Here is a 24,011-nt window from a genome sequence, read left to right as displayed (position 1 = left end):
CACCGGCGGTCACCGCCGGTGCCACCCGCCCTCCGGGGCACGGGCGTCGGCCCGTCGCCCGTCTCACCCCTGTCCGATGCCCTCGAACCACGTGGGCCCGCCCTGCGTGGCCTGCTTGATCCGCGACACCGCGAAGTCCTCCATGGGCGGCAGGGCGTCCAGCTCGAACCACCCCACCTCCAGCGACTCGTCATCGTTCACTCGCGCTTCACCGCTCACATAGCGGCAGAGGAAGCAGATGTCCATGAACTGGCAGACGTCGCCGTTCGGGTAGGTGATCCGCTCCAGCGCCTGTACGAGCAGGACCCGCTCCGGCACGACGTGGACCGCCGTCTCCTCGTACACCTCGCGGACCACCGCGGCGGCGGGCTGCTCGCCGGGCTCGGGGATGCCGCCGATGATCGACCACTCACCGCTGTCGGAACGCCTGCCGAGCAGGACGCGACCCTCGTCGTCGAGGACGATGGTGCTCACGCCGGGCATCCAGAGCAGCTGGTGGCCTGCCGTGGCACGGATTTCTCGGATGAAGTCGGGGGTCGCCATGCGTCGAGGGTAGTGGGAGCGGTGAGCGCCGGAGCACCCCGCGCCCGCCGGAGTGACTCAGGCAGTGGCTTTGCGGCCGGCGGCGAGACCCAGCCGGGCCCGGATCACCCGCACGGCGGTTTCGGCGTCGTCCACCGTGACGGTGAACGTACGGCCGTCGCCGAGGCGGAGCACGAAGCCCTCCCCTCGCCGCACGACGACGGCGGTGCCCTTCTCCGGGCGCCAGCGGTAGCCCCAGCCGCCCCACTGGCGGGGAGTGACGCGGGGTGCGAAGTCCGCGCCGACGACATGGGAGAGAGGGATGCGGGTGCGCGGGACGCCGATGTGACCACAGCGCACTTCCAGCGATTCCGTGTCGACCCGTACGGCCACATGGACGAAGGCGATGGTGCCGTAGAGCATCAGCAGCCCGGCGGCGACGCAGCCGACCACCGCCATCACCAGGGGAGCGAGACCGGACGTCCACGCGCTGTCGACGGCCAGCTCGATGCCCAGCGCCAGACAGGCGGCGCCGGCGGCGGCCATCAGCCATTGGACGCGGTTGGTCGCCCGCCCGGTCCAGATGGCGATGTCGGTGCCGCCGTCGGTCTCCGGGATGAGGGGCGGGATCCCGCCCGGCTGTTTGTCGTCCTCGGGGCTCGATGAGCTCCCCTGACCCTGTGGGCCCTCGGAGTGGTCCCTCATAGGTGGCAGCCTACTCACGTTCCGCCACCGCGGCAGGGGTCATGCGCGGACGGGACGTGATCGGTCGTTCAGGGACGTACGGGACGACGTACGGAACCGGCCGTCGTCAGCGACCGCCCCTCCGGGTAGGTCAGCGACGCGGGCTCCAGGGCTCCCTCGCGGCCGCTGAGCAGCACGGTCAGCTCGCCCGTCGGCTCGGCCTCGGGGGCGGGCGGAGCGCCGATGCGACGCAGCGCCTGGGTGGCGACGGCCACGGCGGAGCCGTAGAGGGTGAGGGGAGGACCGCTGGGCGCCGACGGGGGCCGGACGGCCGCGCAAATACGCTCGGCGACGAGTTCGTAATGGGTGCAGCCCAGGACGACGGCTCGTGCTTCGCGGGGCGTGCGGGCGGCGGCGGCCGCGATCGCGGCGTCGACGGCCTCCATGTCGGCCCGCTGTACGGCGTCCGCGAGCCCCGGGCAGGGCACCTCGGTCACGTCGACGCCTGACGCGAAATCGCGGATCAGGCCGCGCTGGTAGGGGCTGCCCGTGGTGGCCGGGGTGGCCCAGATGGCGACGGGGCCGCCGCCCACCGCGGCGGGCTTGATCGCGGGCACGGTCCCGATGACCGGCAGGTGCGGTTCCAGTTCGGCCCGTATCGCGACGAGGGCGTGCACGGAGGCGGTGTTGCAGGCGACGATGAGCGCGTCCGGACGGTGTGCGGCGGCGGCGCGGGCGCAGGCCAGGGCGTGCTCGATGACGTCCTCGGGGGTCCGCGGTCCCCACGGCATGCCGTCGGGGTCGGAGGACAGGACGAGATCGGCGTCGGGCCGCAGCCGGTGCACGGCGGCGGCCGCCGCGAGTAGGCCGTTGCCGGAGTCCATGAGCGCGATCTTCACCCGGTCACTTTAATCGATGCGGCCCGGCGCCCTCGCGGGGCCCGTACGCCCGGGGCCCGCCGGAGCCGGGTCGTCCCGTGTCCGGGACACGGTCGGCCGGGATGCGCCGAGGTGCCCGCGCGGGTGCCGTCGGTGCGGCAGACTGCGGCGGGTGAGCGCGCTGACTTGGATCTCCGTCGGTTCCCTGGCCGCGTGGGTGTGGCTGCTGCTGGGGCAGGGCTTCTTCTGGCGCACGGACATCAGGCTGCCGGAGCGCACGCCGCCCGCGCGGTGGCCGTCGGTCGCGATCGTGGTGCCGGCCCGGGACGAGGCCGAGGTGCTCCCGGCGAGCCTGCCGTCGCTGCTCGCGCAGGACTATCCGGGGCGGGCCGAGATCTTCCTCGTCGACGACGGCAGCACGGACGGCACGGGCGAGCTGGCCCGCGCCCTGGCGGCCGCGCGCGGCGGGCTGCCGCTGACGGTGGACCGCCCCGGGGAGCCCGGGCCGGGCTGGACGGGCAAGCTGTGGGCGGTGCGGCAGGGCATGGCGCTCGCCCGCTCCCGCACCGACGCCGAGTATCTGCTGCTGACGGACGCGGACATCGCGCACGCGCCGGACAGCCTTCGGGAGTTGGTCGCGGCGGCGCACTCGGGCGGGCTGGACCTGGTGTCGCAGATGGCGCGGCTGCGGGTGGCGGCCTTCTGGGAGCGGCTGATCGTTCCGGCGTTCGTGTACTTCTTCGCGCAGCTCTTCCCGTTCCGTTGGGTCAACCGTCCGGGGGCGCGGACGGCGGCGGCCGCGGGCGGGTGTGTGCTCCTGCGGACCGAGGCGGCACTGCGGGCGGGCGTGCCGGACGCCATCCGGCAGGCGGTGATCGACGATGTGTCCCTGGCACGGGCGGTCCAGCGGTCGGGGGGCCGGATCTGGCTGGGGCTCGCGGACCGGGTGGACAGCGTCCGCCCGTACGAGGGCCTCGGCGGGCTGTGGCGCATGGTCGCGCGCAGCGCGTACGCCCAGCTGCGGCACCAGCCCTTGGTGCTGGCGGGCACGGTCGTCGGACTGGCGGTGGTCTACCTCGCCCCGCCGGTGGCGCTGGTGGCGGGCGCGCTGACGGGCGAGGTCGTGCCGCTGGTGGCCGGTGCGGCGGCGTGGGCGGTGATGACGGGGACGTACGTGCCGATGCTGCGCTACTACCGTCGGCCGTGGTGGTCGGCGGTGCTGCTGCCGTTCACGGCGGTGCTGTACACGCTGATGACCGTGGACTCGGCGGTGCGGCACTACCGGGGCCGGGGCGCGGCCTGGAAGGGGCGGACGTACGCCCGCCCCGAGGCCGCGCCCTGAGCCCTCGGTGGATCACTTACGGCCCGGCGTCCAGTTCATGCCCCAGCCGTACGCACGGTCGAGGGTGCGCTGCGGGCTGACGCCGCGGTCCGGGACCAGATAGCGGGCCTCGCGCTGGACGACGAGGTCGCCGCCGTTGTTGGTGATGAGGGCGAGGGCGCAGACGGGGGACGGCACGGTGCACTCGTCGAGGGAGAAGTCGATGGGCGCGCCGTGCTGCGGCTGGAGGGTGACGGTGGCGTTGAGGTTGGCGAAGCTGCGGGCGCCCTCGTAGATCGTCACGAAGACCAGGATGCGCCGGAAGTCGGCGATGTGGTCGAGGTTGACGGTCAGGTTCTCGCCGGACGCCGACGCTCCGGTCCGGTCGTCCCCGTCGAGGTGGATGAAGGGCGGCTGGTGCAGCGAGCCGAAGGAGTTGCCGAGCGCCTGCACCACGCCCTTGCTGCCGTCTCTCAGCTCGAACAGCGCGCCGAGGTCGAGGTCCAGGTCGGTGTGGAGGGCCATGGCTTTGCCGAGCTTCTGGCCCCAGCTCTTGAACTGCTTGTGCACCTGCCAGTTGAGGTTGACCCGCAGCGCGCCGGAGGTGCCGCCCTGCTTGGTGAGGGAGACGGCCGGGGCCTCCTTGGTGAGCGTGACCTTGGTCAGCCGCACGGGCCGGGCCGGGGGCGGCGGCGCGGCCTGCGGGGCGGGGGCGGCGGGTTGCTGCCGCACGGGCGGGGCCTGCGGGGCGGGCACGGGCCGCTCGGAGACGGGCCGCGGCTCGTCGACGCTGATGCCGTAGTCGGTGGCCAGGCCCGCGAGACCGCTGCCGTAGCCCTGGCCCACGGCCCGGAACTTCCACTCGCCCTGCCGGCGGTAGAGCTCGCCCAGTACGAAGGCGGTCTCGACCGTGGCGTCCGTGCTGTCGAAGCGGGCCAGCTCCGCGCCGCCCGCGGCGTCGAACACCCGGATGTACAGCCCCGGCACCTGGCCGAACGAGCCGCCGTCGGCGGAGGCCGCGAGGACCACCGTCTCGATCGCGGGCTCGACGGACGCGAGATCGACGCCGAGGGTGTCGGTCATCGTGTCACCGGCGGGGCGCTTGCCTTCGTGCCGCACCGCGCCGGAGGAGTGCACCGCCTGGTTGTAGAAGACGAAGTCCGCGTCCGAGCGGACCTTGCCGGCCGCCAGCAGCAGGGCGGACGCGTCGACGTCCGGCACGCCGGGACCCGCCCGCCAGCCCAGCTCGACCCGCACCGCGGGTGCCGGAATCCGGACGTTGGTTCCTTTGAGCATCCCCATGCTCCACCCCTCACGAACGAGCTGAGTCTCTGGATCGTTCCAACGTACCCTGAGGTCGTTTTTCGCCGACACCGGCTGACATCCCGTCAGCAGCGTCCGTATCGCGGCGATATGGGCGTCGGCATCAGCAGCCACAGGTGACTAATCGCTCACTTGTGCCCCATGTTGTCGCTTCTGGGCCGATCTGCGTCTTTGCAGGTCAGAGGCGCACCGCGGGCACCTTGCCGTAGACCGGGGTCAGGTCGTGGGCTTAACTTATGGGCTATGACCTCCCCCCGCAGCACCTACGGCGGCGGCTACTACGCCGCGTCGTCGTTCCCGGACACCCCCATCTACGACAGCCTCGTCGCCGAGCGGGGCACCCCGCAGATCGCGCCGATCCGGGTGTCCTCCCCGTACGACATGGGCAGCCAGCAGCCGGCGCTGCCCGCCCTGCCGGCACTGCCGTCCGGGCCCTCCGCACAGCAGGTGCCGCAGGGCCAGCAGGGCGGTTACGCCGCGCAGGCCCCGCAGTACGGCCAGCAGATGTCCGCGCCGCAGCCGGCGGGGCTGCAGCAGGCTCCCGCGCCGTACATCCCGCAGCAGGCCTCGGCGCCGCGCGGCTACCCGGGTCCGCAAGCGCAACAGCAGCGTCCGGGCGGCGTCACGGGACCGGCGGGGTACGAGGCGATGCGCCCGGTCACGCCCCGTCCGGCCCCCGCGCCGTACGAGGACCCGTACAACCGTCCGTACCCGAACCAGGGCGGATACTGACCTGCTCCGCACAGATCGTGCCGCTTGTCGGCCCGATCGGCCAACTGGCCGACCCCGGCTGGCAAAATGACCGTATGTCCAAGTCTGTACTGCATGCGGTTCATTGCTATCCGGTCAAGTCGATGGCGGGGTACAGCCCCGGCGAGGCGGCCGTGGAGCCGTGGGGGCTCGCCGGGGACCGGAGGTGGATGCTCGCCGACCCCGGCGGTCGGATGATCACCCAGCGGCAGCAGCCGCGACTCGCGCTGGCCGCCGCGCGCCCGTTGCCGGGCGGCGGGGTCCGGCTCAGCGCCGCCGGGGCCGAGCCGCTCGACGTGGACGTGCCGACCGTGGGCGTCCCCGGCGAGCTGGTCACCGTCGAGGTGTTCGGGGACAAGGTCGAGGCGGTGCCCGCGGGGGCCGCGGCCGACGCGTGGGTCAGCGCGCACCTCGGGAGCGAGGCCCGGCTCGTGCACATGGACGAGCCGGCGGTGCGCCGCCCCATCGATCCCCGCTATTCCCGGCCGGGCGAGACCGTGAGTTTCGCCGACGGCTATCCGCTGCTGCTCACCACCGTCGCCTCGCTCGACGCCCTCAATTCCCTGATCGCCCAGGGCGGCCACGCGGCCGAGGCGCCGCTGCCCATGAACCGCTTCCGGCCCAATGTCGTGGTCGACGGCACCGCACCCCGGGCCGAGGACGAGTGGCGGCGGGTGCGGATCGGGGAGGTGACCTTCCGGGTGGTCAAGCCCTGCGGCCGGTGCGTCGTCACGACGACCGACCAGAGCACCGCCGAGCGCGGCAAGGAGCCGCTGCGCACGCTCGCCCGGCACCACCGGATAGGCGACAAGCTCGTGTTCGGGCAGAACCTCGTCCCGGAGCACACCGGAGTGCTGCGGGTCGGCGACAGTGTCGAGGTCCTCGACTGAGCGGCTCCACCCCCGGAGTTCGCGACTGAGCCGCCCTTCACCCCCGCCGCACGTCAACGCGCCGCCCCGATCGTGGTCCACCGGGGGTGATTTTGAGCCCCTCGCCGCCTTCCTCCGCATGCGATGCCCTGTGTGAGGTATCTACGGACGGGTGAGGGGGTGGGCATGGTGCGTGCGACGTCCTGGTCATGGCACTGGCGGCGCAGCCCGCTGCGCCGCCGGAGCGATGTCTTCGAGGCCTGGGTGGGGGTTGTCGCGGTGCTGGTGACGTTGCTCGCGGGACCGGCCGTGGGGTGGGGCGCGGGCTCGCTCGCCCACGAGGCGCTGCGGCAGACCGTCCGTGAACAGCACCGGCACCGGCATCCGGTGAGCGCGACCGCCGTGCGGTCCGTGCCGGACGACAGGTCGTCCACCAGGACCGGTCAGGACGCGGCCGCCGACCGTGAGGGGTACCACCGGATCGTCGCCCACTGGCGGGGCCCGGACGGCACGGCGCGCTCCGGCACGGTCTCCGTCCTTCGGGCCACCGGCCCCGGCGACCGCTTCCCGCTGTGGACCGACGACCGGGGGCGGGTCTCGACCCGGCCGATGGCCCCCCGCACCGCCGCCGTCCACGCGGTGCTCGCCGGCTTCGGCGCCGCCCTCGGCACCGGTGGCCTGGTGGAGACCGCCCGGCGGCTGATCGTATGGCGGCTCATGCGGCGGAGGTACGCCCAGTGGGACCGCGCGTGGGAGCGGGCCGCCCACACCTGGGGGCGGGCGGACGCGGGGAGCTGACGGGGAGCCACCAAGGGAGCACCTTGGGGGACGAGGGGTGGACGAGGGGCTGAGGGGCCAACTCCCTTGGTCCGCGCACGCTACGGTGGGTGCGGCCGGTACGCATCCGTTCCGGGGGAACGCACGCGACGTACGAGGTGGGGGCACGGCAGCGCCATGGCACAGGGGTCGGTCCAGGTCACGCACACCGGCACGGCGCGGTGGCGGCGGCGTGCGGGAGAGTACGACTGTCTCGCCTCGGCACTGGAGGCCGCCGCCGACGGGGACGTGCTGTTCATCGCGCCGGGCACCTACCGGGAGAACGTGGTCGTCGCGCGGGACGTGACCCTGCGCGGCGCCGAGGGGGCCGTCGGGCCGGTGCGGATCGCCCCCGCCGAGGGCGTCGCCCTGACCGTCCGGGCCTCCGCGACGGTGATCGATCTGCACATCGAGGGCCAGGACTCGGCCGCGCCCGCCCTCCTCGTCGAGGACGGGGCGCCGGACCTGGCCGATCTGCGGATCACGACCCGTTCCTCGGTGGGCATCGAGGTGCGCGGCGGGGGCTCCCGGCCGACGGTGCGCCGCTGTGCGGTCGACAATCCGGGCGGGGTGGGCATCAGCGTCCTGGACGGCGCGGGCGGCGTGTTCGAGGACTGCGAGGTGGTGGCCGCGGGGCAGTCGGGGATCGCCGTGCACGGCGGTGGTCATCCGCGGCTGGAGCGGTGCCGGGTCCATCACACCTCGGGCGCGGGCCTGTCGCTGACCGGCGAGGGAAGCACCCTGGACGCGGTCGACTGCGAGGTGTACGAGATCAGGGGTGCCGGGGTGCGGGTGGCGGCGCGCGCGGCCGGCCGGCTCACGGGCTGCCGAGTGCACCGTACGTCCGGGGACGGCGTGGTCCTCGACACCGACGCGGTGCTCGCCCTCGACGGCTGCGACATCCACGACGTCCCGGAGAACGGGGTCGATCTGCGCTCGCGGTCCGTGCTGACGCTGACGCGCTCGACGGTGCGCCGGTTCGGGCGCAACGGCCTGTCGGTGTGGGATCCGGGCACGCGGGCGGAGGCGGAGGACTGCGAGATCCGCGACAGCACGGGCGACTACCCGGCCGTGTGGGTGAGTGACGGCGCCACCGCCTCACTCGGCTCCTGCCGGGTCCGGGAGGTCCCGGACGCATTGTTCGTCCTGGACCGCGGCTCGCGGGTCGACGTCGTCGACAGCGACCTCTCCCAGGTCCGCAACACCGCCGTCTCGGTGCGGGACGGGGCGACGGCGCAGCTCGACGACTGCCGCGTCCGGGAGGCGGCGACCGGTGCCTGGTTCCGTGACCACGGCAGTGGCGGCACGCTGACGGGCTGCACCTTCGACGCGACGGCGACCGGTGTCATCGTCACCAAGGGCGCCGACCCCACCGTCCGTGACTGCGCGGTGAGTTCACCGGTGGAGGCGGGGTTCTATGTGTCGGCGGGCGGCCGGGGCACGTTCGACGACTGCCGGGTGACGGACAGCGCCGGCTACGGCTTCCACGTCATCGACGGTTGCCGTACGACCCTGACCCGGTGCCGTTCGGAGCGGTGCGCGCGGGGTGGATACCAGTTCGCCGAGGACGGCCCGGTCAGCGAGGGCTGCACGAGTGACGAGAGCGCGGTCCTGCTGGCGGGTGTCGCGCGGGCGACGCCGGGGACCGCGACCACCGTCCCGGCCGTCCGCCCGTCGGCGCCGCGGGTCGCGGTGCCGACGCAGCGCTCTGCCGAGGCGTCCGGGCCCGCGGGCACCGGCTCCGAGTCCGTACGCGGCTCCACGACCGTGCTCGGCGAACTCGACGCGCTGGTGGGCCTGGAGAGCGTCAAGCGTGAGGTCCGCGCGCTCACCGACATGATCGAGGTCGGGCGGCGCCGTCAGCAGGCGGGGCTCAAGGCGGCCTCCGTGCGCCGGCATCTGGTCTTCACCGGCTCCCCCGGCACCGGCAAGACCACGGTGGCCCGCCTGTACGGCGAGATCCTCGCCTCCCTGGGCGTGCTGGAGCGCGGCCATCTGGTGGAGGTGTCGCGGGTGGACCTGGTCGGCGAGCACATCGGCTCGACCGCCATCCGCACCCAGGAGGCCTTCGACCGGGCGCGCGGCGGGGTGCTGTTCATCGACGAGGCATACGCGCTGTCGCCGGAGGACTCGGGCCGGGACTTCGGCCGGGAGGCCATCGACACCCTGGTGAAGCTGATGGAGGACCACCGGGAGGCGGTCGTGGTGATCGTCGCCGGGTACACCGCCGAGATGCGGCGCTTCCTGACGGTCAACCCCGGGGTCGCCTCGCGCTTCTCACGAACCATCACCTTCGGTGACTACGCGCCCGAGGAGCTGCTGCGGATCGTGGAGCAGCAGGCGGACGAGCACGAGTACCGCATCGGCGAGGGTGCCGCCGAGGCGCTGCTCGCGTACTTCACGGCCATCCCGAAGGGACCGGCGTTCGGCAACGGCCGTACCGCCCGTCAGACCTTCGAGGCGATGGTCGAACGGCACGCGGGCCGGGTCGCGCAGCTGCGCGACCCGAGCACCGACGACCTCACCCTGCTCTACCCGGAGGATCTGCCGGAGCTGCCCTGAGCATGCTGTGCCGGCATCCACATCGACAGCCGGGCCAGCAGCATGGTGCGTTCCTGGGTGAAGGCGGGGTCCGTCTGGTACTCGGAATGGCCGAGGATCGGCGCGGGCAGCGGGTGTTCGACCGTGCGCCCGTAGGCCAGGGGGTCCTTGAGCGGGCCGCAGTCGACCTCGGTGCCCGTGCCCTCCGGAAGCCGGATCGGGCCGCCGATGGGGTCGGTGAGCCGCCACAGATTGCGCCAGCAGTGTATTTCGCCGTGCAGCGCGGTGAGTTGGGCAGGCCCGAAGTACGCCGGGAACCAGCGCCCGTACAGCCGCTCGATGGGTGAGCCGTAGGTGAGCAGCGCCACGCACCGGCGGGTCTCGGGGTCGAGTTGCCAGACGGCGGCGGCCGCGAGGACGCTGCCCTGGGAATGCCCGGAGATGACGAGTCGGCCTCCGGTGCGCTCGGTCCAGCTCTGCATGCGCCAGGTGAGGTCGGGAACGGCGCGCTCCGCGTAGCACGGGGGCGCGAAGGGGTGGGCGGCGCGCGGCCAGAACGTGCCGACGTCCCAGAGGATGCCGATGGTGCGCCGGGCGGCGGGGTCGCGGTAGGCGCGCCGGCCCCAGGTGAGCAGCAGGACGAAGCCCACCCCCACGAACCACGAACCGAGGGCCTGTACGGCCTGCGCCCCGTCCTCGACGACCCCGGGGCTGCCCTCGGCGGCCCGGCCGGGCACATCGCTGGTGAGCCAGGCGCCGGCCACGGCGCAGCTGCCGAGCAGGAGCGTCAGCGCGGAGACCGCGCCGAGAACCCAGGGGGCGGAGTCGGTGAGTCCCGCGCGGGCGATGACGCCCGCGATGGTGCGCGTACGGGCGTTGTCGGGGCGCTCGCCGGGGTAGCCGTCGGGGACGGTGCGGAGCAGTCGGCGGCGCACCACGAGGGTCTGTACGGCGAAGTAGAGCAGCAGCACGAGCAGCGCGGCGAGCAGTACCGGGATGACGGACGCCTGCCAGGAGAGCACCACCGGCGGCCCCGGCATCGGGCCCTCCCCCATGCCGGGGGTCGCGTCGCCGTCGAGCCAGTCGGCGATGCGCTGGGCCGCGCCGCCGGCCATGACGCCGCCGAGCGCGCAGGCGAGCATCGCGACGGCGGGACCGGCGAGGCCGCGCAGCGGGGTCCGCTCGACGGGGGCGGCGCGGTGCAGGCGCAGGGCGGCGAGCGACAGCAGGACGACGAGGGCGCCCTGGGTGAGGGCGATCAGACCGAAGGCCCTGTTTCCGGACAGCATGCCGTCGGACGTCCAGCCGGGCCGGTTCCATGCCGTGTGCAGGGCGGCGAGCAGCAGGAGGACGAGGGCGGAGGTCGGCAGCACCCGCGTGATGAAGCGGTCGCGGGTGTGGTCGGCTGTGTTCTCGCTGCGGCCCCGGCGGCAGACGACGAGGACCGCGAATCCCGCGGTGGCGGCCAGCGCCGCGTCGAGCGCCCAGCCCGCAGTGTCCAGCGCGGCGCTGCCGCCGGGGCGGCGGTCGTAGCGGCCGGAGGCCTGGCAGAGGACGGCGGCGATGGTCAGGAACCCGGCCGCGGTGTGGGCGGCGCGCAGCCGGGCCACGATCCGCCGCCCGTACCAGAAGCCCGGCAGGCACAGGGCGGGGCGACCGGCCGCCCGCCGGTCGCCCTCGACGACGGTGCGGCCGGTGGGCTGCTGGGACTCGTAGGCGCTCCAGGTGCGGTGGGAGAGCAGCCACAGCGACGCGATCAGGAGGGTGGGGGCGACGGCGGCGAGCGCGAGCCGACGGCCCGGCTCGCTCCACCAGCCGCCGTGTCCGGCCGACATGAAGCCGAGCCACGACTTCTGCTCGGAGCACGCGCGCGTGCCCGCGCACTGCCACGCCGTCAGGTCGAGGGCGACTTCGCAGACGGCGGCGGTGAGCAGCACGGTGAGGCTGAGCGCGATCAGGCGTACCAGCACGCCGTACGCCCGCACGGTCCTGCCGCGGTCCCGTGTCGTGGGCCGCATCCAGTGCGCGAGGTTGACGACCATGAAGGGCAGGAGCAGCAGCCACAGGGCCCGGGTGCCGTTCCCGGAGGTGAGGTTGGACCAGACGTACGCCTCGCGGATCGGCTGGTCGCGGTAGTCGTGCGGCCGGTCCTCCGCGTCGCGGTCCTCGACGCGGCGGTGGATGCCGGCGATGCCGTCGCCCGCGACACGGTCGGTGCGGGGGTCGGTCAGCATGCCCTGCGCGGTGGCGCCGCCGACGCCGTGCACGAGGAGCTCCAGCGCGAGCCGCGCGTCCGCGCAGGGATCGGCCTCCGTATCCACGTCCACGGCCTCTGCCGCGGGACCGCGCGGGGCCGCCGCGGCGGGGCGGTCCGCCCCGGCGGTCCGGCCGAGCGGGCCGCCCGTCTGTTCTCTCGCGTCCGGTTGTTCGGTCGATGCCACCGTGTCCCCCGATCCCGGTGTGGTGTCACGCTCCAAGGATTGTCCCGGTGGGCGCGGACGACACCCCGTCCGCGGTGAGCGAAGCGCAATCGTGATCGAGCGCAGCGAACCTGTCGGTGTCGTATACGCGTGGGAAGATGTGCGCGCACAGTCGGCGGCGGCTGATCGAAAGGACGGGCCGGGTGGGCGACAACCAGAATCTCCTGGCGGAACAGCGGCGCGCTCTGATCCTCGACGAGGTCAGGCGGCGTGGCGGTGTGCGGGTCAATGAGCTGACGCGCAAGCTCAACGTCTCGGACATGACGGTCCGTCGTGATCTGGACGCGCTGGCCCGGCAGGGTGCCGTGGAGAAGGTGCACGGCGGCGCGGTGCCGGTCGCGGAGGCGACCACGCACGAGCCCGGTTTCGAGGCGAAGTCGACCCTGGAGCTGAGTGCCAAGGAGGACATCGCGCGGGCGGCGGCGAGGATGGCCGCGCCGGGCAGTGCGATCGCCCTGGCCGGTGGGACGGCGGTGTTCGCGCTGGCGCAGCAGCTGGTCGAGGTCCCGGATCTGACGGTGGTGACCAACTCGGTGCGGGTCGCCGACGTCTTCCACAGCGCCCAGCGGTCGATGACGGCCGTGGGCCCGGCGGCCCGTCCGGGCGCGGCGACGGTGGTGCTGACGGGCGGGGTGCGGACGCCCTCGGACACGCTGGTGGGCCCGGTGGCGGACGCGGCCATCCGCTCGCTGCACTTCGATGTGCTGTTCATCGGGGTGCACGGGATATCGCCGGACGCGGGTCTGTCGACGCCCAATCTCGCGGAGTCCGAGACCAACCGGCACTTCGTGCGGTCCGCCCGGCGGGTCGTGGTGCTCGCGGACCACACCAAGTGGGGGACGGTGGGTCTGAGTTCCTTCGCCACCCTCGAGGAGGTCGACGCGTTGGTGACGGACGCGGGGCTGTCGGCCACGGCACGCGCGGAGATATCCGAACGGCTGCCGGAGCTGGTGGTCGCGGGCTCCGCCGGCGAGGTCACCGACATCTGAGGGCGTGCGGTCACCGGACCGGCGTCCGGGACGCCCGGGGGCGTGGGGGATCCCGTATCAGGCAGGCCATCGGCCGGTCGCCAGGAAGCGGTTGATCGCCATGGCGTAGGGGGTGATGTCCAGGCCCTGCTCGACGAGCCACGCGTCGGAGTAGTACTTGTCGAGGTAGCGGTCGCCCGGGTCGCAGATGAGGGTGACGACACTGCCCGCGCGTCCCTGGTCGGCCATCTCCGCGACGATCTTGAGCGCGGCCCACAGACCGGTGCCGGTGGAGCCGCCCGCCTTGCGGCCGATCGCCGCCTCCAGGGCGCGGACGGCCGCGACGCTCGCCGCGTCCGGAACCTTCATCATGCGGTCGATCGCACCCGTCACGAAGCTCGGTTCCATCCGCGGCCGCCCGATGCCCTCGATGCGCGAACCCCGCTCACTGCTCGCGGCCGGGTCGCGGTCCCGCCAGCCGTCGAAGAAACAGGAGTTCTCGGGGTCGGCGACGCAGACCCGGGTGTCCTGCTGCATGTAGCGCACATAGCGGGCGATGGTCGCCGAGGTGCCGCCCGTACCGGCGGTGGCGACGATCCAGGCAGGCTCCGGGTGCCGTTCGAGGCGGAGCTGGTGGTGGATCGATTCGGCGATGTTGTTGTTGCCCCGCCAGTCCGTGGCCCGCTCGGCGTAGGTGAACTGGTCCATGTAGTGGCCGCCGGACCGCGCGGCGAGGGCTGCCGCCTCCTCGTACATCGTCCGCGGGTCGTCCACGAAGTGGCACTGCCCGCCGTGGAACTCGATGAGCCGGCACTTCTCGCGACTGGTCGTGCGCGGCATGACGGCGATGAACGGCACACCGACGAGCTTGGCGAAGTACGCCTCGGAGACGGCCGTGGAGCCGCTGGACGCCTCGACGACGGGGGCTTCGGGGCGGACCCAGCCGTTGCACAGCCCGTAGAGGAACAGCGAGCGGGCGAGACGGTGCTTGAGGCTTCCCGTCGGATGGGTGGACTCGTCCTTCAGATAGAGGTCGATGCCCCACTCGTCCGGCAGCGGGAACCGGAGCAGATGGGTGTCCGCGGAGCGGTTCGCGTCGGCCTGGACCTTGCGGACCGCCTCCTTGAGCCAGGCGCGGTAGGGCGGGTCACTGCGGTCCATGTCGACGGTCGGGACGGCGGCGCCCGGCGTTGCCCGCCCCTCCGGTCTGTCCCCCGCGTCCATCGCCCCCGTGTTCGATGTGCTGTTCACGCCGCTCCTCACGATGTCCATCGGGCCGATGCGGAGCACTCGGACGTTTCGATCATAAATGGGCACTGGTGCCGGGGCCGCCTCAGCGGCAGACTGCGCACCAGGCAGACAATTCGACCTGGGAAGGCGGTGCGTCGTGGCGGAACCGGAGTTCAACGCGACAGGGGTGCGGATCGAGCGTTTCCTGCGGTCGCTCACCCGGGCCGGCCAGGTGAAGATCAAGGACGGCAGGTTCGAGCTGCTGACCAGCTACGGCCGGGAGATCGACAGTGCGCCCGTCGATTCGGTCCAGGCCAGCAAGCCGTGGTTCGCCGCCCGGGACCGGGCCCTGGCGACCGTGAACGGCACCCGCTATCTGCTCACCCTGGGCCAGCGCGACCCCGCCACCCGGGACTCGGGAGCAGCCGCCGTCCGCCGCTTCCTGGACGCGGTGCGGTCCGCGCACGGCAGCGGCGCAAGGGGCTGAAGGTACAGGAGTTGCACATTCGGCCGCAGGAGTCGACCCTGGACTCGTACCAGCTTCACTGAGGGTTCATCGGCGGTTACGCACTGATCCTGTATCCGCCGGCCGGCTCGAGCAGCCACCGTCGCTGGACCGGAACAGACGCGTATCGAGACGCGTATCTGCATCAGGCTAGCCCTACTTCTTCAGGGAGTCGCAGCCGTGATCAGCCGAATGAACAAGCACTGCACCGTAGAGCTCCACGCGCTTCCCCCGCGCATAGGCCAGGTCCGCAGAATCGTATCTGCGCAACTGCGCTACTGGCATCTCGACCCTCTTATCGATCCCGCGGCGCTCGGCGTCACCGAGCTCCTGACCAACGTGCATCAACACGCGGAACCCGACAAACGCTGCACCGTCGAGATCGACCTCATGGTGGACCGGCTCACGGTCTCGGTGCGGGACCACGATCCGCGCCTGCCGCGCGTTCTCGAACCCGACGTCGCCAGCACCCACGGGCGCGGTCTCGCCCTCGTCGCCGCCGTCAGCACGAGCTGGGGCGTCGAGGAGCGTCACGACGGCGGAAAAGTCGTCTGGTTTACGCTCCCTGTGCCCCCGTGCGCCCCCGCTGCCCCTCCTCGGCTTGTAAAGGCCTCGGAAACCACCGCGGTCTTCGAACAGTCCGTTCTCGAACTGTCGGCGCTGGAGAAGGACCCCCTCTTCGGCGGATCCCATCTGCCCCGGCGGCCGGCCGTGCTGCGCGAGCCCGCCCCGGCCCGGTCCGCCGTCCTCGGCTGACCGTCCCGGGCGCGCCCGGGACGGTGCGGCGGTGCGGGAGGTGCCGGATATCCGGCCCGCACCGCCGCCCCGGGCCGGACGGCCGGCCTGAGGAGGCCGCTCGCCACGACCGCTTGTCACGACCGCTGGTGACCCCTTGTCATGTCATCGCGCCCTTGCCGCCGGCGCCGAGCGTCCTCCGGGACGGACAGGCACCGCCGGTACGGGTCCTCATCGATCTCGCCGGCCGCGACCGGCGGCCGACGAGCGTCAGCGGTGAGTGCCCGCCGCGCTCCGCGCGCGCCTGCCACGCGGGGTGCGGCGTGGCGTCACACGGCGCGGCACAGGACGGTGACTGGTGACGGTGCATGCCGGTCGCCACCGGGCCTCGTCGTCGCGACGCCGCAGGGCGTCCTCCGTCCGGCGGCGTCCGAATGCGGCGCGAAGCGTACGCGGCGGGCGGGGCGCGGCGGTCAGCCGAGTGCGGCCAGCGGGTCGTCGAGGACCGGCTGCCAGGCCGCTTCGGCCGCCCCGATGAGGCTGTTGTGGTCGAGGCTCGCGGCCAGGATCGGCACACTGCCGCTGCGGCCCCAGAGGCTGCGGTCGGCGACGACGGCCCGCAGCCGCTCCGGATCGGCGTCCAGCAGCTCGCGGTGGAGCCCGCCCAGGACGACCCGGTCCGGATTGAGGATGTTGACCAGGCCGGCGAGGCCGAGGCCGAGCCGGCCCGCGATCAGATCGGCGGCGGCGCGGACGGTCGGATCCGCGTACTCCGAGCGGAGCAGATCCCGGGACTGCTGAAGGAGGGAGACCTCCGGTCCCGGTTCGCGGCCGGCGGCGGTGAGGAAGGCGAGCGGATCGGTCTCGACGTCCAGGCAGCCGCGGCTGCCGCAGTGACAGGGCAGGCCCGCCGGGTTGACGGTGAGATGACCGACCTCCAGGGCGAGCCCGGAGCTGCCGGTGTGCAGCCGGCCGTCGAGGACGAGCGCGCCGCCGACACCACGGTGGCCGGTGGCGACGCAGAGCAGGTGCTGGGCACCGCGGCCGGCGCCGTGCCGGTGTTCGGCGAGGGCGGCGAGGTTGACGTCGTTGCCGGCCACCCCGCCGACGGGGCGGCCGTCCGGGCCGTGGACACCCGACTTGGCGAGGGCTTCGACGAAGAGCGCGCGGACCGGCGCGCCCGCGGGCCAGGACAGGTGCAGCGGATTCAGGGCCGTACCGTCCGGCTCGGCCACGGCCGAGGGAACGGCGAGACCCGCGCCGAGGCAGCGACGGCCGGTCTCGCGCAGCAGGCCGGCCCCGGCCGCCACGACGGCGTCGATGATGTGGGCGGGGTCGGCGGGCACCGTCATGCAGCCGGGCGCGGTGGCGACCATCCGGCCGCCGAGCCCGACGAGGGCGGCCCGGAATCCGTCGGCGTGGATCTGCGCGGCGAGGACGACGGGGCCTTCGGGGGCGATGGCGAGCCGGTGCGAGGGGCGCCCCTGGGAGCCGGCGGGCGCCGCGGGGCGCGCGTCGACCTGGATCAGCCCGAGCGCCTCGAGCTCGGCGGCCACGGCGCCGGCGGTCGCACGGGTCACCCCGAGTTCGGCGGTGAGCACGGCACGGGTGGGGGCGCGGCCGGTGTGTACGAGCGACAGGGCCGGGCCGAGGGCGCTCCGGCCCCGCTCCAGGCGTGTAGTCCGAGTCTGGGTCACATGCCTATTCTGACTTTGTGCCGATGCTGAACAAAACGGGATCGGTCAATTCCGGGAACAGTACCCGCTTCCGGCCGGTCCGCGGCGCCGCGCCGGTCGCCGACGGCCCCTCGGCGCCTTCCGCCCGGTCGGCGTCACGTACCGCTACGAGCGGGGGGCCGTATGCGGGCATGACGGCCCCGCTGACGGATCCGCTCGCATCCCGGCGCCCCCTTGTCGCGCGCTACCGCCCCGCATAGCGCTCTCGGGTGACTGAGACGACCCGCGCGTCGGGGCGGTGCCCGGGTCCCGCCTCACCGATCATGCCGACGGGGCGCGCTGGACGCGGGCCCGGTCCCCGGCCCGCGCGGGGCCGAAGTCGTCGTCCGTTCAGCCGCGTTGTCAGTGGTGGCTGCCACACTTCGGGGCATGGATACTTCTGATCTTCTCGCCGCTCTCGACCGCGACGGACGACTGCTCGCGGATGCCGCCGCGCGGGCCGGGCTCGACGCCCCCGTGCCGGCCTGCCCGGAGTGGCGGGTGCGCGATCTGGTGACTCATACCGGCGCCGTGCACCGATGGGCGGCGCGGATGGTCAAGGAATCGCTCACCGAACCGACCGGGATACCGCCGGCCCCCGAGGCGGACGGGCCGGAGCTCCTCGAATGGTTCCGGGAAGGCCACCAGCTGCTGGTCAAGACGCTGACCACCGCGGAGCCGGATCTCCGGTGCTGGACCTTCCTGCCGGCCCCCTCCTCCCTCGCCTTCTGGATCCGCCGCCAGGCCCACGAGACCGCGGTGCACCGTGTCGACGCCGAGTCCGCGCTCGGTGGTGGTTCCTCCTCCACCCGTTTCTCCTCCCTCGACCCCGCGTTCGCCGCCGACGGTGTGGAGGAGCTGCTCATGGGGTTCCACGGCGGAGAGCGGAGCCGGGTGCGCACGGACATCCCCCGTACGCTGCGCGTGCGGGCCACGGACTCCGGCGCGGTATGGACGGTGCGTCTGTCGGACGGGCCGCCGCACACGGAGCGCACGGCCGAGGGCCCGGCGGACTGCGAGCTTGCGGGGCCGGTGTCCGACCTGTATCTGGCCCTGTGGAACCGGCTGCCCCTCGACGCGTTGGTCGGCTCGGGCGACGCGTCACTCGCACAGCTGTGGCGGGAGCGTTCAGCCATCGGGTGAGACGGGGCGGCCCCGGGCGGGCAGGCCCCAGACGGTCGCGCGCGACGGGAGCGACCGCGCAAGGACGGTTCGAAAGGACGGGACGAGTGAGCCTGACGGGTGACGGCTGGCAGTGCGCCGGGCTGCGGTGGAGCCCCTCCGGGCCGGCGCTGGCCTGGTTGCATCCGGTTCACGGCGCCCGCACCTCGCCCTTGCCCCTGGGGCGGGCGCTGGCCTTCACGACGGGGTCACGGCGGGCTTGCGTCGGGGTGCGCAGAGGCGGTCGGCACACCGCGTGCCCGCTGGGCGCGGAGGTGCCGGGCACGGCCGTCTCCGCCCAGTGCCCGGAGTGCGCCCGGCTGGACCGCTCGCACTCCGTGGCCGCCGACACCGCCATGGACGACCCGCGCCCCTACGATGTCTATCTGGCCTGGTTCGGACCGGGAGTGATCAAGGTCGGCATCACGGCCGCGGAGCGCGAGGGTGTCCGGTTGCTCGAGCAGGCCGCGCTGTCGTACGCGCTGCTCGGGCGGGGCCCGCTGATGGCGGCACGCCGCGCGGAGGCCGTGCTGGGCGCGGCCCTCGACGTCCCCGACCGCTTCCCGTACGCGGCCAAGCGCGCCGCCCGGCACCCGCTGCCGCCCAAGGCGCCGCGGACCGCCGAACTCGCCGCCTTGCACGAACGGGCCCGGGGGCTCGACGGGCTGCCCGACTCGCTGGCCGTGCGGGACTTCGCGCCGGTCCACCACGACGAAGCCTTCCATCTCGACCGGCTCCGCCCGGGCCACGGCCTTGTCGGGCTCTCCCCCGGCCGCACGATATCGGGCCGGGTGACGGCCGTGGCCGGGCCGGACCTGTACCTCGACGCGACGGACGGGCGCCTGCTGCTGGTCGACACGCGGCAGTTGGCCGGCTGGCCCCTCGCGGCGGCCGCGCCGGAGGCGGAGACGACAGCGACCGTACGCCCGCCGGAAGTGGCGGGCCCCGAGGCGCTGTTCTGACCGGCGGCGAGCGCCCTGCGGGCGCGTCCTCAAGCGCCGGACGGGCTGCTGTCGAGCCCGTCCGGCGCTCGAGGACACCGCCGCGCGGCGGTGGTGCGCGCCGCGCCACCCCCTGATCCGCCGGACGGGCTAATGCTTGTCCATCGCGGACAGCACCCGCCGCGCCACCGGGTGCGTCCGTACGATCTCGGCCAGGGTCGTCGTACCGCGGGTGATCCTCGCGAACGCGTGCCAGGCCGGGCGGAAGCCGGTGACCGCTGCGTGGATCAGCCCGGGGCGGCGCTCGAAGAGGGTCAGCATGCGGCGCCCGACGCCCATCTCCACGCCGAGTCCGGCCTTGATGGCGAAGGCGTAGTTCAGGGCCTGGCGGCGGGCGTCCACCGCGTCCTGCGCCTCGGCGATCCGGACGGCCCACTCCCCCGCCAGGCGCCCCGAGCGCAGGGCGAAGGAGATGCCTTCACGGGTCCAGGGCTCCAGCAGTCCCGCCGCGTCGCCGCAGACGAGCACCCGGCCCCGGGAGAGCGGGGAGTCGTCGGACCGGCAGCGGGTCAGATGGCCGGAGGAGACGCTCGGCTCGAAGCCCGCGAGGCCGAGCCGCGCGATGAAGTCCTCCAGATAGCGCTTGGTGCCGGCGCCCTCGCCGCGCGCCGAGATCACGCCGACGGTCAGGGTGTCTCCCTTGGGGAAGACCCAGCCGTAACTGCCGGGGATGGGGCCCCAGTCGAGGAGCACCCGGCCCGCCCAGTCCTCGGCGACCGTCGCGGGCACCGGGATCTCGGCCTCCAGGCCCAGGTCCACCTGGTCGAGCTTCACCCCGACGTGTGCCCCTATCCGGCCGGCGCTGCCGTCGGCGCCGACGACCGCGCGGGCCAGGACGGTCCGGCCGTCGCCGAGCACCAGGGCGACGGTCCGTCGGTCGGGCACGGCCGAGCCGTGCTGCTCGACCCGCGAGACGGTCACGCCGGTGCGCACCTCGGCGCCCGCCTTCTTGGCGACCTCGACGAGACCCGCGTCGAACTCGGGACGGTTGATGAGACCGAAGAGCATCCGCTTGGAGCGCCGGGTGCGCGTCAGCTTCCCGTTGAGGGAGAAGGTGACGGCGTGCACCCGGTCACGCAAGGGAAGTTCGAAGCCGGGGGGAAGCGCGTCGCGCGAGGGGCCGATGATGCCACCGCCGCACGTCTTGTAGCGCGGGAGTTCGGCCTTCTCCAGAAGCAGGACCTTACGGCCCGTCGATGCCGCCGCGTAGGCGGCCGAGGCTCCGGCGGGACCCGCTCCCACCACCACGACGTCCCATACCGGCTCCCCGTCCCCGGGTACGTCCCGGCCCGCTTCCTGGGCCGCGTTGTCGCTGCTCACCTGTGGTTCTACTCCCGCTCGATCACCGGCTACCGCTACCGCCCGCATCCTACGGGCAGCCGCCCGGCCCACCCTCTGCGGGAAGGGGCCCGGGGGCGGCCCGGTAGGACATGGGAGGATCAGGATCACCATCGCCCGTATGTACGGACTTAACGCCGCGCCCACAAGGAGCGTTCCATGGAATCGTCCTCGACCCGCCAGCAGGCCCAGGCCGCGCTCGCGGCGACCGTCGCCTCGCTGCAGCCCCGCGCCCGGACCGAGCTGGCCGAGCTGGTGGCCTTCAAGTCCGTCGCGGACGAGGCGCAGTTCCCCAGGAGCGAATGCGAGGCGGCCGCGAACTGGGTGGCCGAGGCGCTGCGGACCGACGGCTTCGAGGATGTCGCCCTGCTCGACACCCCGGACGGCACCCAGTCCGTCTACGGCTACCTCCCCGGCCCGGCCGGTGCCCCGACCGTGCTGCTCTACGCCCACTACGACGTACAGCCGCCGCTGGACGAGGCCTCGTGGGTCTCGCCGCCGTTCGAGCTGACCGAGCGGAACGGGCGCTGGTACGGCCGCGGCGCCGCCGACTGCAAGGGCGGTCTGATCATGCACCTGACCGCGCTGCGGGCGCTCAAGGCGAACGGCGGCGTACCGGTCCATGTGAAGGTGATCGTCGAGGGCTCGGAGGAGCAGGGCACCGGTGGTCTGGAGCAGTACGCGCAGGCGCACCCGGAGCTGCTCACCGCCGACACCATCGTCATCGGTGACACCGGGAACTTCCGCGTCGGGCTGCCGACGGTGACCGCGACGCTGCGCGGTATGACGCTCGTCCGCGTCCAGGTGGACACTCTGGAAGGCAATCTGCACTCCGGCCAGTTCGGGGGAGCCGCGCCCGACGCGCTGGCCGCGCTGATCCGGGTGCTCGACTCACTGCGCGCGGCGGACGGGTCCACGACGGTCGCCGGGCTGGAGACGGAGGCCGCGGCGAGCTGGGACGGCCTGCAGTACCCGGAGGAGGAGTTCCGCAAGGACGCCAAGGTGCTCGACGGCGTCTCCCTGATCGGTTCCGGCACGGTGGCCGACCGCATCTGGGCCCGCCCCGCCGTGACGGTGCTCGGCATCGACTGCCCGCCGGTCGTGGGCGCCACCCCGTCCGTGCACGCCGGCGCGCGTGCCCTGGTGAGCCTGCGGGTGCCGCCGGGCACGAACGCGGCCGAGGCGACGAAGCTGTTGAGCGCCCATCTGGAGTCGGCGGCGCCGTGGGGCGCCCGGATCTCGGTGGAGCAGGTCGGCCAGGGACAGCCGTTCCGCGCCGACACCACCAGCCCGGCCTACACCTCGATGGCGGCGGCGATGCGCGTCGCGTACCCGGGCGAGGAGATGCAGACCTCCGGCATGGGCGGCTCGATCCCGCTGTGCAACACCCTGGCCGCCCTCTACCCGGAGGCGGAGATCCTGCTGATCGGTCTGAGCGAGCCGGAGGCCCAGATCCACGCGGTCAACGAGAGCGTCTCGCCCGAGGAGTTGGAGCGGCTCTCCCTCGCCGAGGCCCTGTTCCTCGTCGACTACGCCGACAGCAAGCGCTGACGGCCTCCGCCGGGGGGAACCGCCGGGAGGCCGACGTCCGTCCAGGTGTCCCGGCCCGTTCCCTCGGGGCGGCCACAGACCCGTCGACGCCGTCACCCGCCCTTCGCGGGCGGCTCACCGGCGCCGCCCGGCCCGGCCGTTCACCGCTGCGGCCCGGCGGCCGTCACCCGTACCGGGCACCCGTCAGCGGGCGACCGTCACCCGACAGGGACACCCGCTTCGAGGTTGAGCGGGCGTCCCTGCTCGCGGGCGCGCAGCGCCCAGCGCAGCCGGCTCAGCCGGACCGGCGGCAGCAGGGACGCCGCCTCGTCCTCGGTGACGAAGCGCCAGCCGCGCAGTTCCGCGCCGGGCAGCAGCAGCCGGTGGGCGTCGGCCCCGGTCAGCCGGCCGCCGTCGAAGAGGAACCGCAGCCCGCCGAAGCCGGGCGGTTTCGGCGGCTCCCAGTCGACGACCAGCAGCCCTGGCACTGTGGTGAGTTCGATGCCGATCTCCTCGGCGACCTCGCGCATGCCCGCGCGGGCGGGCGCCTCCCCCGGTTCGACGACCCCGCCGGGGAACTCCCAGCCGGGCTTGTATGTGGGGTCGACGAGCAGGACCCGGTCCTCCTCGTCGAAGAGCAGCACCCCGGCGGCCAGCGTCTCGGCCTTGGGCCGCGGGGTCTGAACGATCGGGCAGGTGGCCGCGGCACCGGTGCGGACGGCCTCCGCGATCCGTTCGGCCACCTCGCGCGGGGTCAGTGCGCCCGTGTCGACGGCGAACGCGTCGGCTTCCAGCCAGGACAGCGCCTCGCGGTAGGGGGCGATGTTCTCCCGTGCCCACTGACGGACGGACTCGCTGCGCTCCGGGTCCCCCTCGTACTCCTCGCGGCCCGCTATCCGGGCCCGAAGTATCGTTTCGTCGGCGGTGAGCAGCACATGGCGCACCCGGATCCGCCGGGAGGCGAGCGCTCCGAAGATCTCGTCCCGGTAGTCCTGCCTCAGCAGCGTCATGGGCACCACGAGCACCCCGCCGACCTCCGCGAGCAGTGCCGCCGCCGTGTCCACGACCAACCGCCGCCAGATCGCGAGGTCCTGGAAGTCGCTGACCTCGCCCAGCCGCTTCGGCGGGAGCAGATGGTGCAGTGCCCCGCCGATCACCTCGGGGTCGAAGAGGGTGCTGCCCGGGATCAGCTCGGTCAGCTCCCTGGCCGTGCTGGTCTTTCCCCCACTGAACGCACCGTTCAGCCAGACGATCACGGTTCCCCCTTCTCCGTAGCCCCCTGCGAAGTGCCCGGACTGTGACGTTGCCCGGAACACCCTGCCACGAAAACGCGTGCGAGCGGCATGGCGCACGCCGGGCCCTCAGCGGCCGAATTCAGCGCCACGCCAGGGCCTGTCCGGCGGATCACAGGGACGCATCACCGCTGTGCGGCGGTGTCCTCAATCTCCCCCAGCTACCGCTGGGAGGTGCCCCAGCGGGCTGCTATCAGCCCGTCCGGCGCTTGAGGACGCGCCCGCAGGACGCCCGCCGCCGCAGGCGGCAACGACGTCCCGCAGCCCGAAGACCCATCGGACACGCCCTAGACGAGTCATTCCGATGTGATCAGTGGTCATAAGCGATCAAGGAGCGTATGACGGGCTGGCC

General features: G+C 73.4%; 20 protein-coding genes. 11 read left to right on the top strand and 9 right to left on the bottom strand.

Going from position 1 to position 24,011, the window contains the following annotated elements:
* Positions 1-63: 63 nt before the first annotated feature.
* The 3 genes from ACZ53N_RS29525 to ACZ53N_RS29515 form a co-directional block, all read right to left on the bottom strand.
* The gene (locus ACZ53N_RS29525; protein WP_385963774.1) at positions 64-543 is read right to left on the bottom strand and encodes an NUDIX hydrolase; all 480 of its coding nucleotides are present in this window, start codon (positions 541-543) and stop codon (positions 64-66) included.
* A 57-nt stretch (positions 544-600) separates the two neighbouring features.
* A complete protein-coding gene (locus ACZ53N_RS29520; protein ID WP_469143855.1) occupies positions 601-1,227 on the bottom strand; it encodes a hypothetical protein in 627 nt (208 codons plus the stop codon).
* 68 nt (positions 1,228-1,295) lie between these two features.
* Complete coding sequence (locus ACZ53N_RS29515) at positions 1,296-2,105, bottom strand: glutamate racemase (protein ID WP_469143854.1); 810 nt, start codon at positions 2,103-2,105, stop codon at positions 1,296-1,298.
* Between the two features lie 160 nt (positions 2,106-2,265).
* On the opposite strand from ACZ53N_RS29515, the gene ACZ53N_RS29510 reads away from it, so the two are divergent.
* The gene (locus tag ACZ53N_RS29510; protein ID WP_469143883.1) at positions 2,266-3,426 is read left to right on the top strand and encodes a glycosyltransferase; all 1,161 of its coding nucleotides are present in this window, start codon (positions 2,266-2,268) and stop codon (positions 3,424-3,426) included.
* Positions 3,427-3,438: 12 nt separating this feature from the next.
* Here ACZ53N_RS29510 and ACZ53N_RS29505 read toward each other — a convergent pair whose 3' ends face one another.
* A complete protein-coding gene (locus ACZ53N_RS29505) occupies positions 3,439-4,707 on the bottom strand; it encodes a TerD family protein (protein ID WP_469143853.1) in 1,269 nt (422 codons plus the stop codon).
* A gap of 264 nt (positions 4,708-4,971) precedes the next feature.
* Between ACZ53N_RS29505 and ACZ53N_RS29500 the strand changes: the two genes are divergently transcribed.
* The 4 genes from ACZ53N_RS29500 (at position 4,972) to ACZ53N_RS29485 (ending at position 9,725) form a co-directional block, all read left to right on the top strand.
* Positions 4,972-5,460 carry a DUF6643 family protein gene (locus ACZ53N_RS29500; protein WP_469143852.1) on the top strand — a complete coding sequence of 163 codons (489 nt, stop codon included), beginning with the start codon at positions 4,972-4,974 and terminating at the stop codon, positions 5,458-5,460.
* Positions 5,461-5,534: 74 nt separating this feature from the next.
* Positions 5,535-6,368, top strand: a complete 834-nt coding sequence (locus ACZ53N_RS29495) for an MOSC domain-containing protein (protein ID WP_469143851.1) — start codon at positions 5,535-5,537, stop codon at positions 6,366-6,368.
* A 165-nt stretch (positions 6,369-6,533) separates the two neighbouring features.
* Entirely contained in the window at positions 6,534-7,145 is a 612-nt protein-coding gene (locus ACZ53N_RS29490) for an Rv1733c family protein (RefSeq protein ID WP_469143850.1), read from the top strand.
* Positions 7,146-7,301: 156 nt separating this feature from the next.
* The gene (locus tag ACZ53N_RS29485; RefSeq protein ID WP_469143849.1) at positions 7,302-9,725 is read left to right on the top strand and encodes a right-handed parallel beta-helix repeat-containing protein; all 2,424 of its coding nucleotides are present in this window, start codon (positions 7,302-7,304) and stop codon (positions 9,723-9,725) included.
* On the opposite strand, the gene ACZ53N_RS29480 is transcribed toward ACZ53N_RS29485, so the two are convergent.
* Positions 9,695-12,031, bottom strand: a complete 2,337-nt coding sequence (locus tag ACZ53N_RS29480) for a hypothetical protein (protein ID WP_469143882.1) — start codon at positions 12,029-12,031, stop codon at positions 9,695-9,697. The two genes, ACZ53N_RS29485 and ACZ53N_RS29480, sit on opposite strands and share 31 nt — an antisense overlap.
* Before the next feature lie 296 nt (positions 12,032-12,327).
* Between ACZ53N_RS29480 and ACZ53N_RS29475 the strand changes: the two genes are divergently transcribed.
* Complete coding sequence (locus ACZ53N_RS29475; RefSeq protein WP_469143848.1) at positions 12,328-13,173, top strand: DeoR/GlpR family DNA-binding transcription regulator; 846 nt, start codon at positions 12,328-12,330, stop codon at positions 13,171-13,173.
* Between the two features lie 57 nt (positions 13,174-13,230).
* Here the strand turns inward: ACZ53N_RS29475 and ACZ53N_RS29470 are convergent, their stop codons facing one another.
* Entirely contained in the window at positions 13,231-14,376 is a 1,146-nt protein-coding gene (locus ACZ53N_RS29470) for a PLP-dependent cysteine synthase family protein (protein WP_469143881.1), read from the bottom strand.
* 163 nt (positions 14,377-14,539) lie between these two features.
* On the opposite strand from ACZ53N_RS29470, the gene ACZ53N_RS29465 reads away from it, so the two are divergent.
* Together ACZ53N_RS29465 and ACZ53N_RS29460 are read left to right on the top strand one after the other, a co-directional pair.
* Complete coding sequence (locus ACZ53N_RS29465) at positions 14,540-14,869, top strand: hypothetical protein (RefSeq protein ID WP_469143847.1); 330 nt, start codon at positions 14,540-14,542, stop codon at positions 14,867-14,869.
* A gap of 198 nt (positions 14,870-15,067) precedes the next feature.
* Positions 15,068-15,643, top strand: a complete 576-nt coding sequence (locus ACZ53N_RS29460) for an ATP-binding protein (protein WP_469143846.1) — start codon at positions 15,068-15,070, stop codon at positions 15,641-15,643.
* Between the two features lie 452 nt (positions 15,644-16,095).
* Here ACZ53N_RS29460 and ACZ53N_RS29455 read toward each other — a convergent pair whose 3' ends face one another.
* Positions 16,096-17,319 carry an ROK family protein gene (locus ACZ53N_RS29455; protein ID WP_469143845.1) on the bottom strand — a complete coding sequence of 408 codons (1,224 nt, stop codon included), beginning with the start codon at positions 17,317-17,319 and terminating at the stop codon, positions 16,096-16,098.
* A gap of 408 nt (positions 17,320-17,727) precedes the next feature.
* On the opposite strand from ACZ53N_RS29455, the gene ACZ53N_RS29450 reads away from it, so the two are divergent.
* Complete coding sequence (locus ACZ53N_RS29450) at positions 17,728-18,480, top strand: maleylpyruvate isomerase family mycothiol-dependent enzyme (RefSeq protein WP_469143844.1); 753 nt, start codon at positions 17,728-17,730, stop codon at positions 18,478-18,480.
* Between the two features lie 92 nt (positions 18,481-18,572).
* On the top strand, positions 18,573-19,460 hold the full coding sequence (locus tag ACZ53N_RS29445; RefSeq protein ID WP_469143880.1) for a DUF2797 domain-containing protein: 888 nt from the start codon (positions 18,573-18,575) through the stop codon (positions 19,458-19,460).
* Positions 19,461-19,589: 129 nt separating this feature from the next.
* Here the strand turns inward: ACZ53N_RS29445 and ACZ53N_RS29440 are convergent, their stop codons facing one another.
* Positions 19,590-20,819 (bottom strand): geranylgeranyl reductase family protein, encoded by a 1,230-nt coding sequence (locus ACZ53N_RS29440; protein ID WP_469143843.1) that lies wholly within the window; start codon positions 20,817-20,819, stop codon positions 19,590-19,592.
* 177 nt (positions 20,820-20,996) lie between these two features.
* On the opposite strand from ACZ53N_RS29440, the gene ACZ53N_RS29435 reads away from it, so the two are divergent.
* Positions 20,997-22,388 carry a M20/M25/M40 family metallo-hydrolase gene (locus ACZ53N_RS29435; protein ID WP_469143842.1) on the top strand — a complete coding sequence of 464 codons (1,392 nt, stop codon included), beginning with the start codon at positions 20,997-20,999 and terminating at the stop codon, positions 22,386-22,388.
* A 197-nt stretch (positions 22,389-22,585) separates the two neighbouring features.
* On the opposite strand, the gene ACZ53N_RS29430 is transcribed toward ACZ53N_RS29435, so the two are convergent.
* Positions 22,586-23,623, bottom strand: a complete 1,038-nt coding sequence (locus ACZ53N_RS29430; RefSeq protein WP_469143841.1) for an NUDIX hydrolase — start codon at positions 23,621-23,623, stop codon at positions 22,586-22,588.
* Positions 23,624-24,011 lie beyond the last annotated feature (388 nt).

Source organism: Streptomyces sp. NPDC033229, from assembly GCF_055576875.1.
This window is presented reverse-complemented; position numbering and strand designations above follow the sequence as displayed.

What these genes read in the sequence shown, in the direction of transcription:
- ACZ53N_RS29525 (WP_385963774.1), bottom strand. Translation starts at nt 543, where the DNA reads ATGGCGACCCCCGACTTCATCCGAGAAATCCGTGCCACGGCAGGCCAC.
- ACZ53N_RS29520 (WP_469143855.1), bottom strand. Translation starts at nt 1,227, where the DNA reads ATGAGGGACCACTCCGAGGGCCCACAGGGTCAGGGGAGCTCATCGAGC.
- ACZ53N_RS29505 (WP_469143853.1), bottom strand. Translation starts at nt 4,707, where the DNA reads ATGGGGATGCTCAAAGGAACCAACGTCCGGATTCCGGCACCCGCGGTG.
- ACZ53N_RS29500 (WP_469143852.1), top strand. Translation starts at nt 4,972, where the DNA reads ATGACCTCCCCCCGCAGCACCTACGGCGGCGGCTACTACGCCGCGTCG.
- ACZ53N_RS29495 (WP_469143851.1), top strand. Translation starts at nt 5,535, where the DNA reads ATGTCCAAGTCTGTACTGCATGCGGTTCATTGCTATCCGGTCAAGTCG.
- ACZ53N_RS29490 (WP_469143850.1), top strand. Translation starts at nt 6,534, where the DNA reads ATGGTGCGTGCGACGTCCTGGTCATGGCACTGGCGGCGCAGCCCGCTG.
- ACZ53N_RS29485 (WP_469143849.1), top strand. Translation starts at nt 7,302, where the DNA reads ATGGCACAGGGGTCGGTCCAGGTCACGCACACCGGCACGGCGCGGTGG.
- ACZ53N_RS29470 (WP_469143881.1), bottom strand. Translation starts at nt 14,376, where the DNA reads ATGGACGCGGGGGACAGACCGGAGGGGCGGGCAACGCCGGGCGCCGCC.
- ACZ53N_RS29450 (WP_469143844.1), top strand. Translation starts at nt 17,728, where the DNA reads ATGGATACTTCTGATCTTCTCGCCGCTCTCGACCGCGACGGACGACTG.
- ACZ53N_RS29435 (WP_469143842.1), top strand. Translation starts at nt 20,997, where the DNA reads ATGGAATCGTCCTCGACCCGCCAGCAGGCCCAGGCCGCGCTCGCGGCG.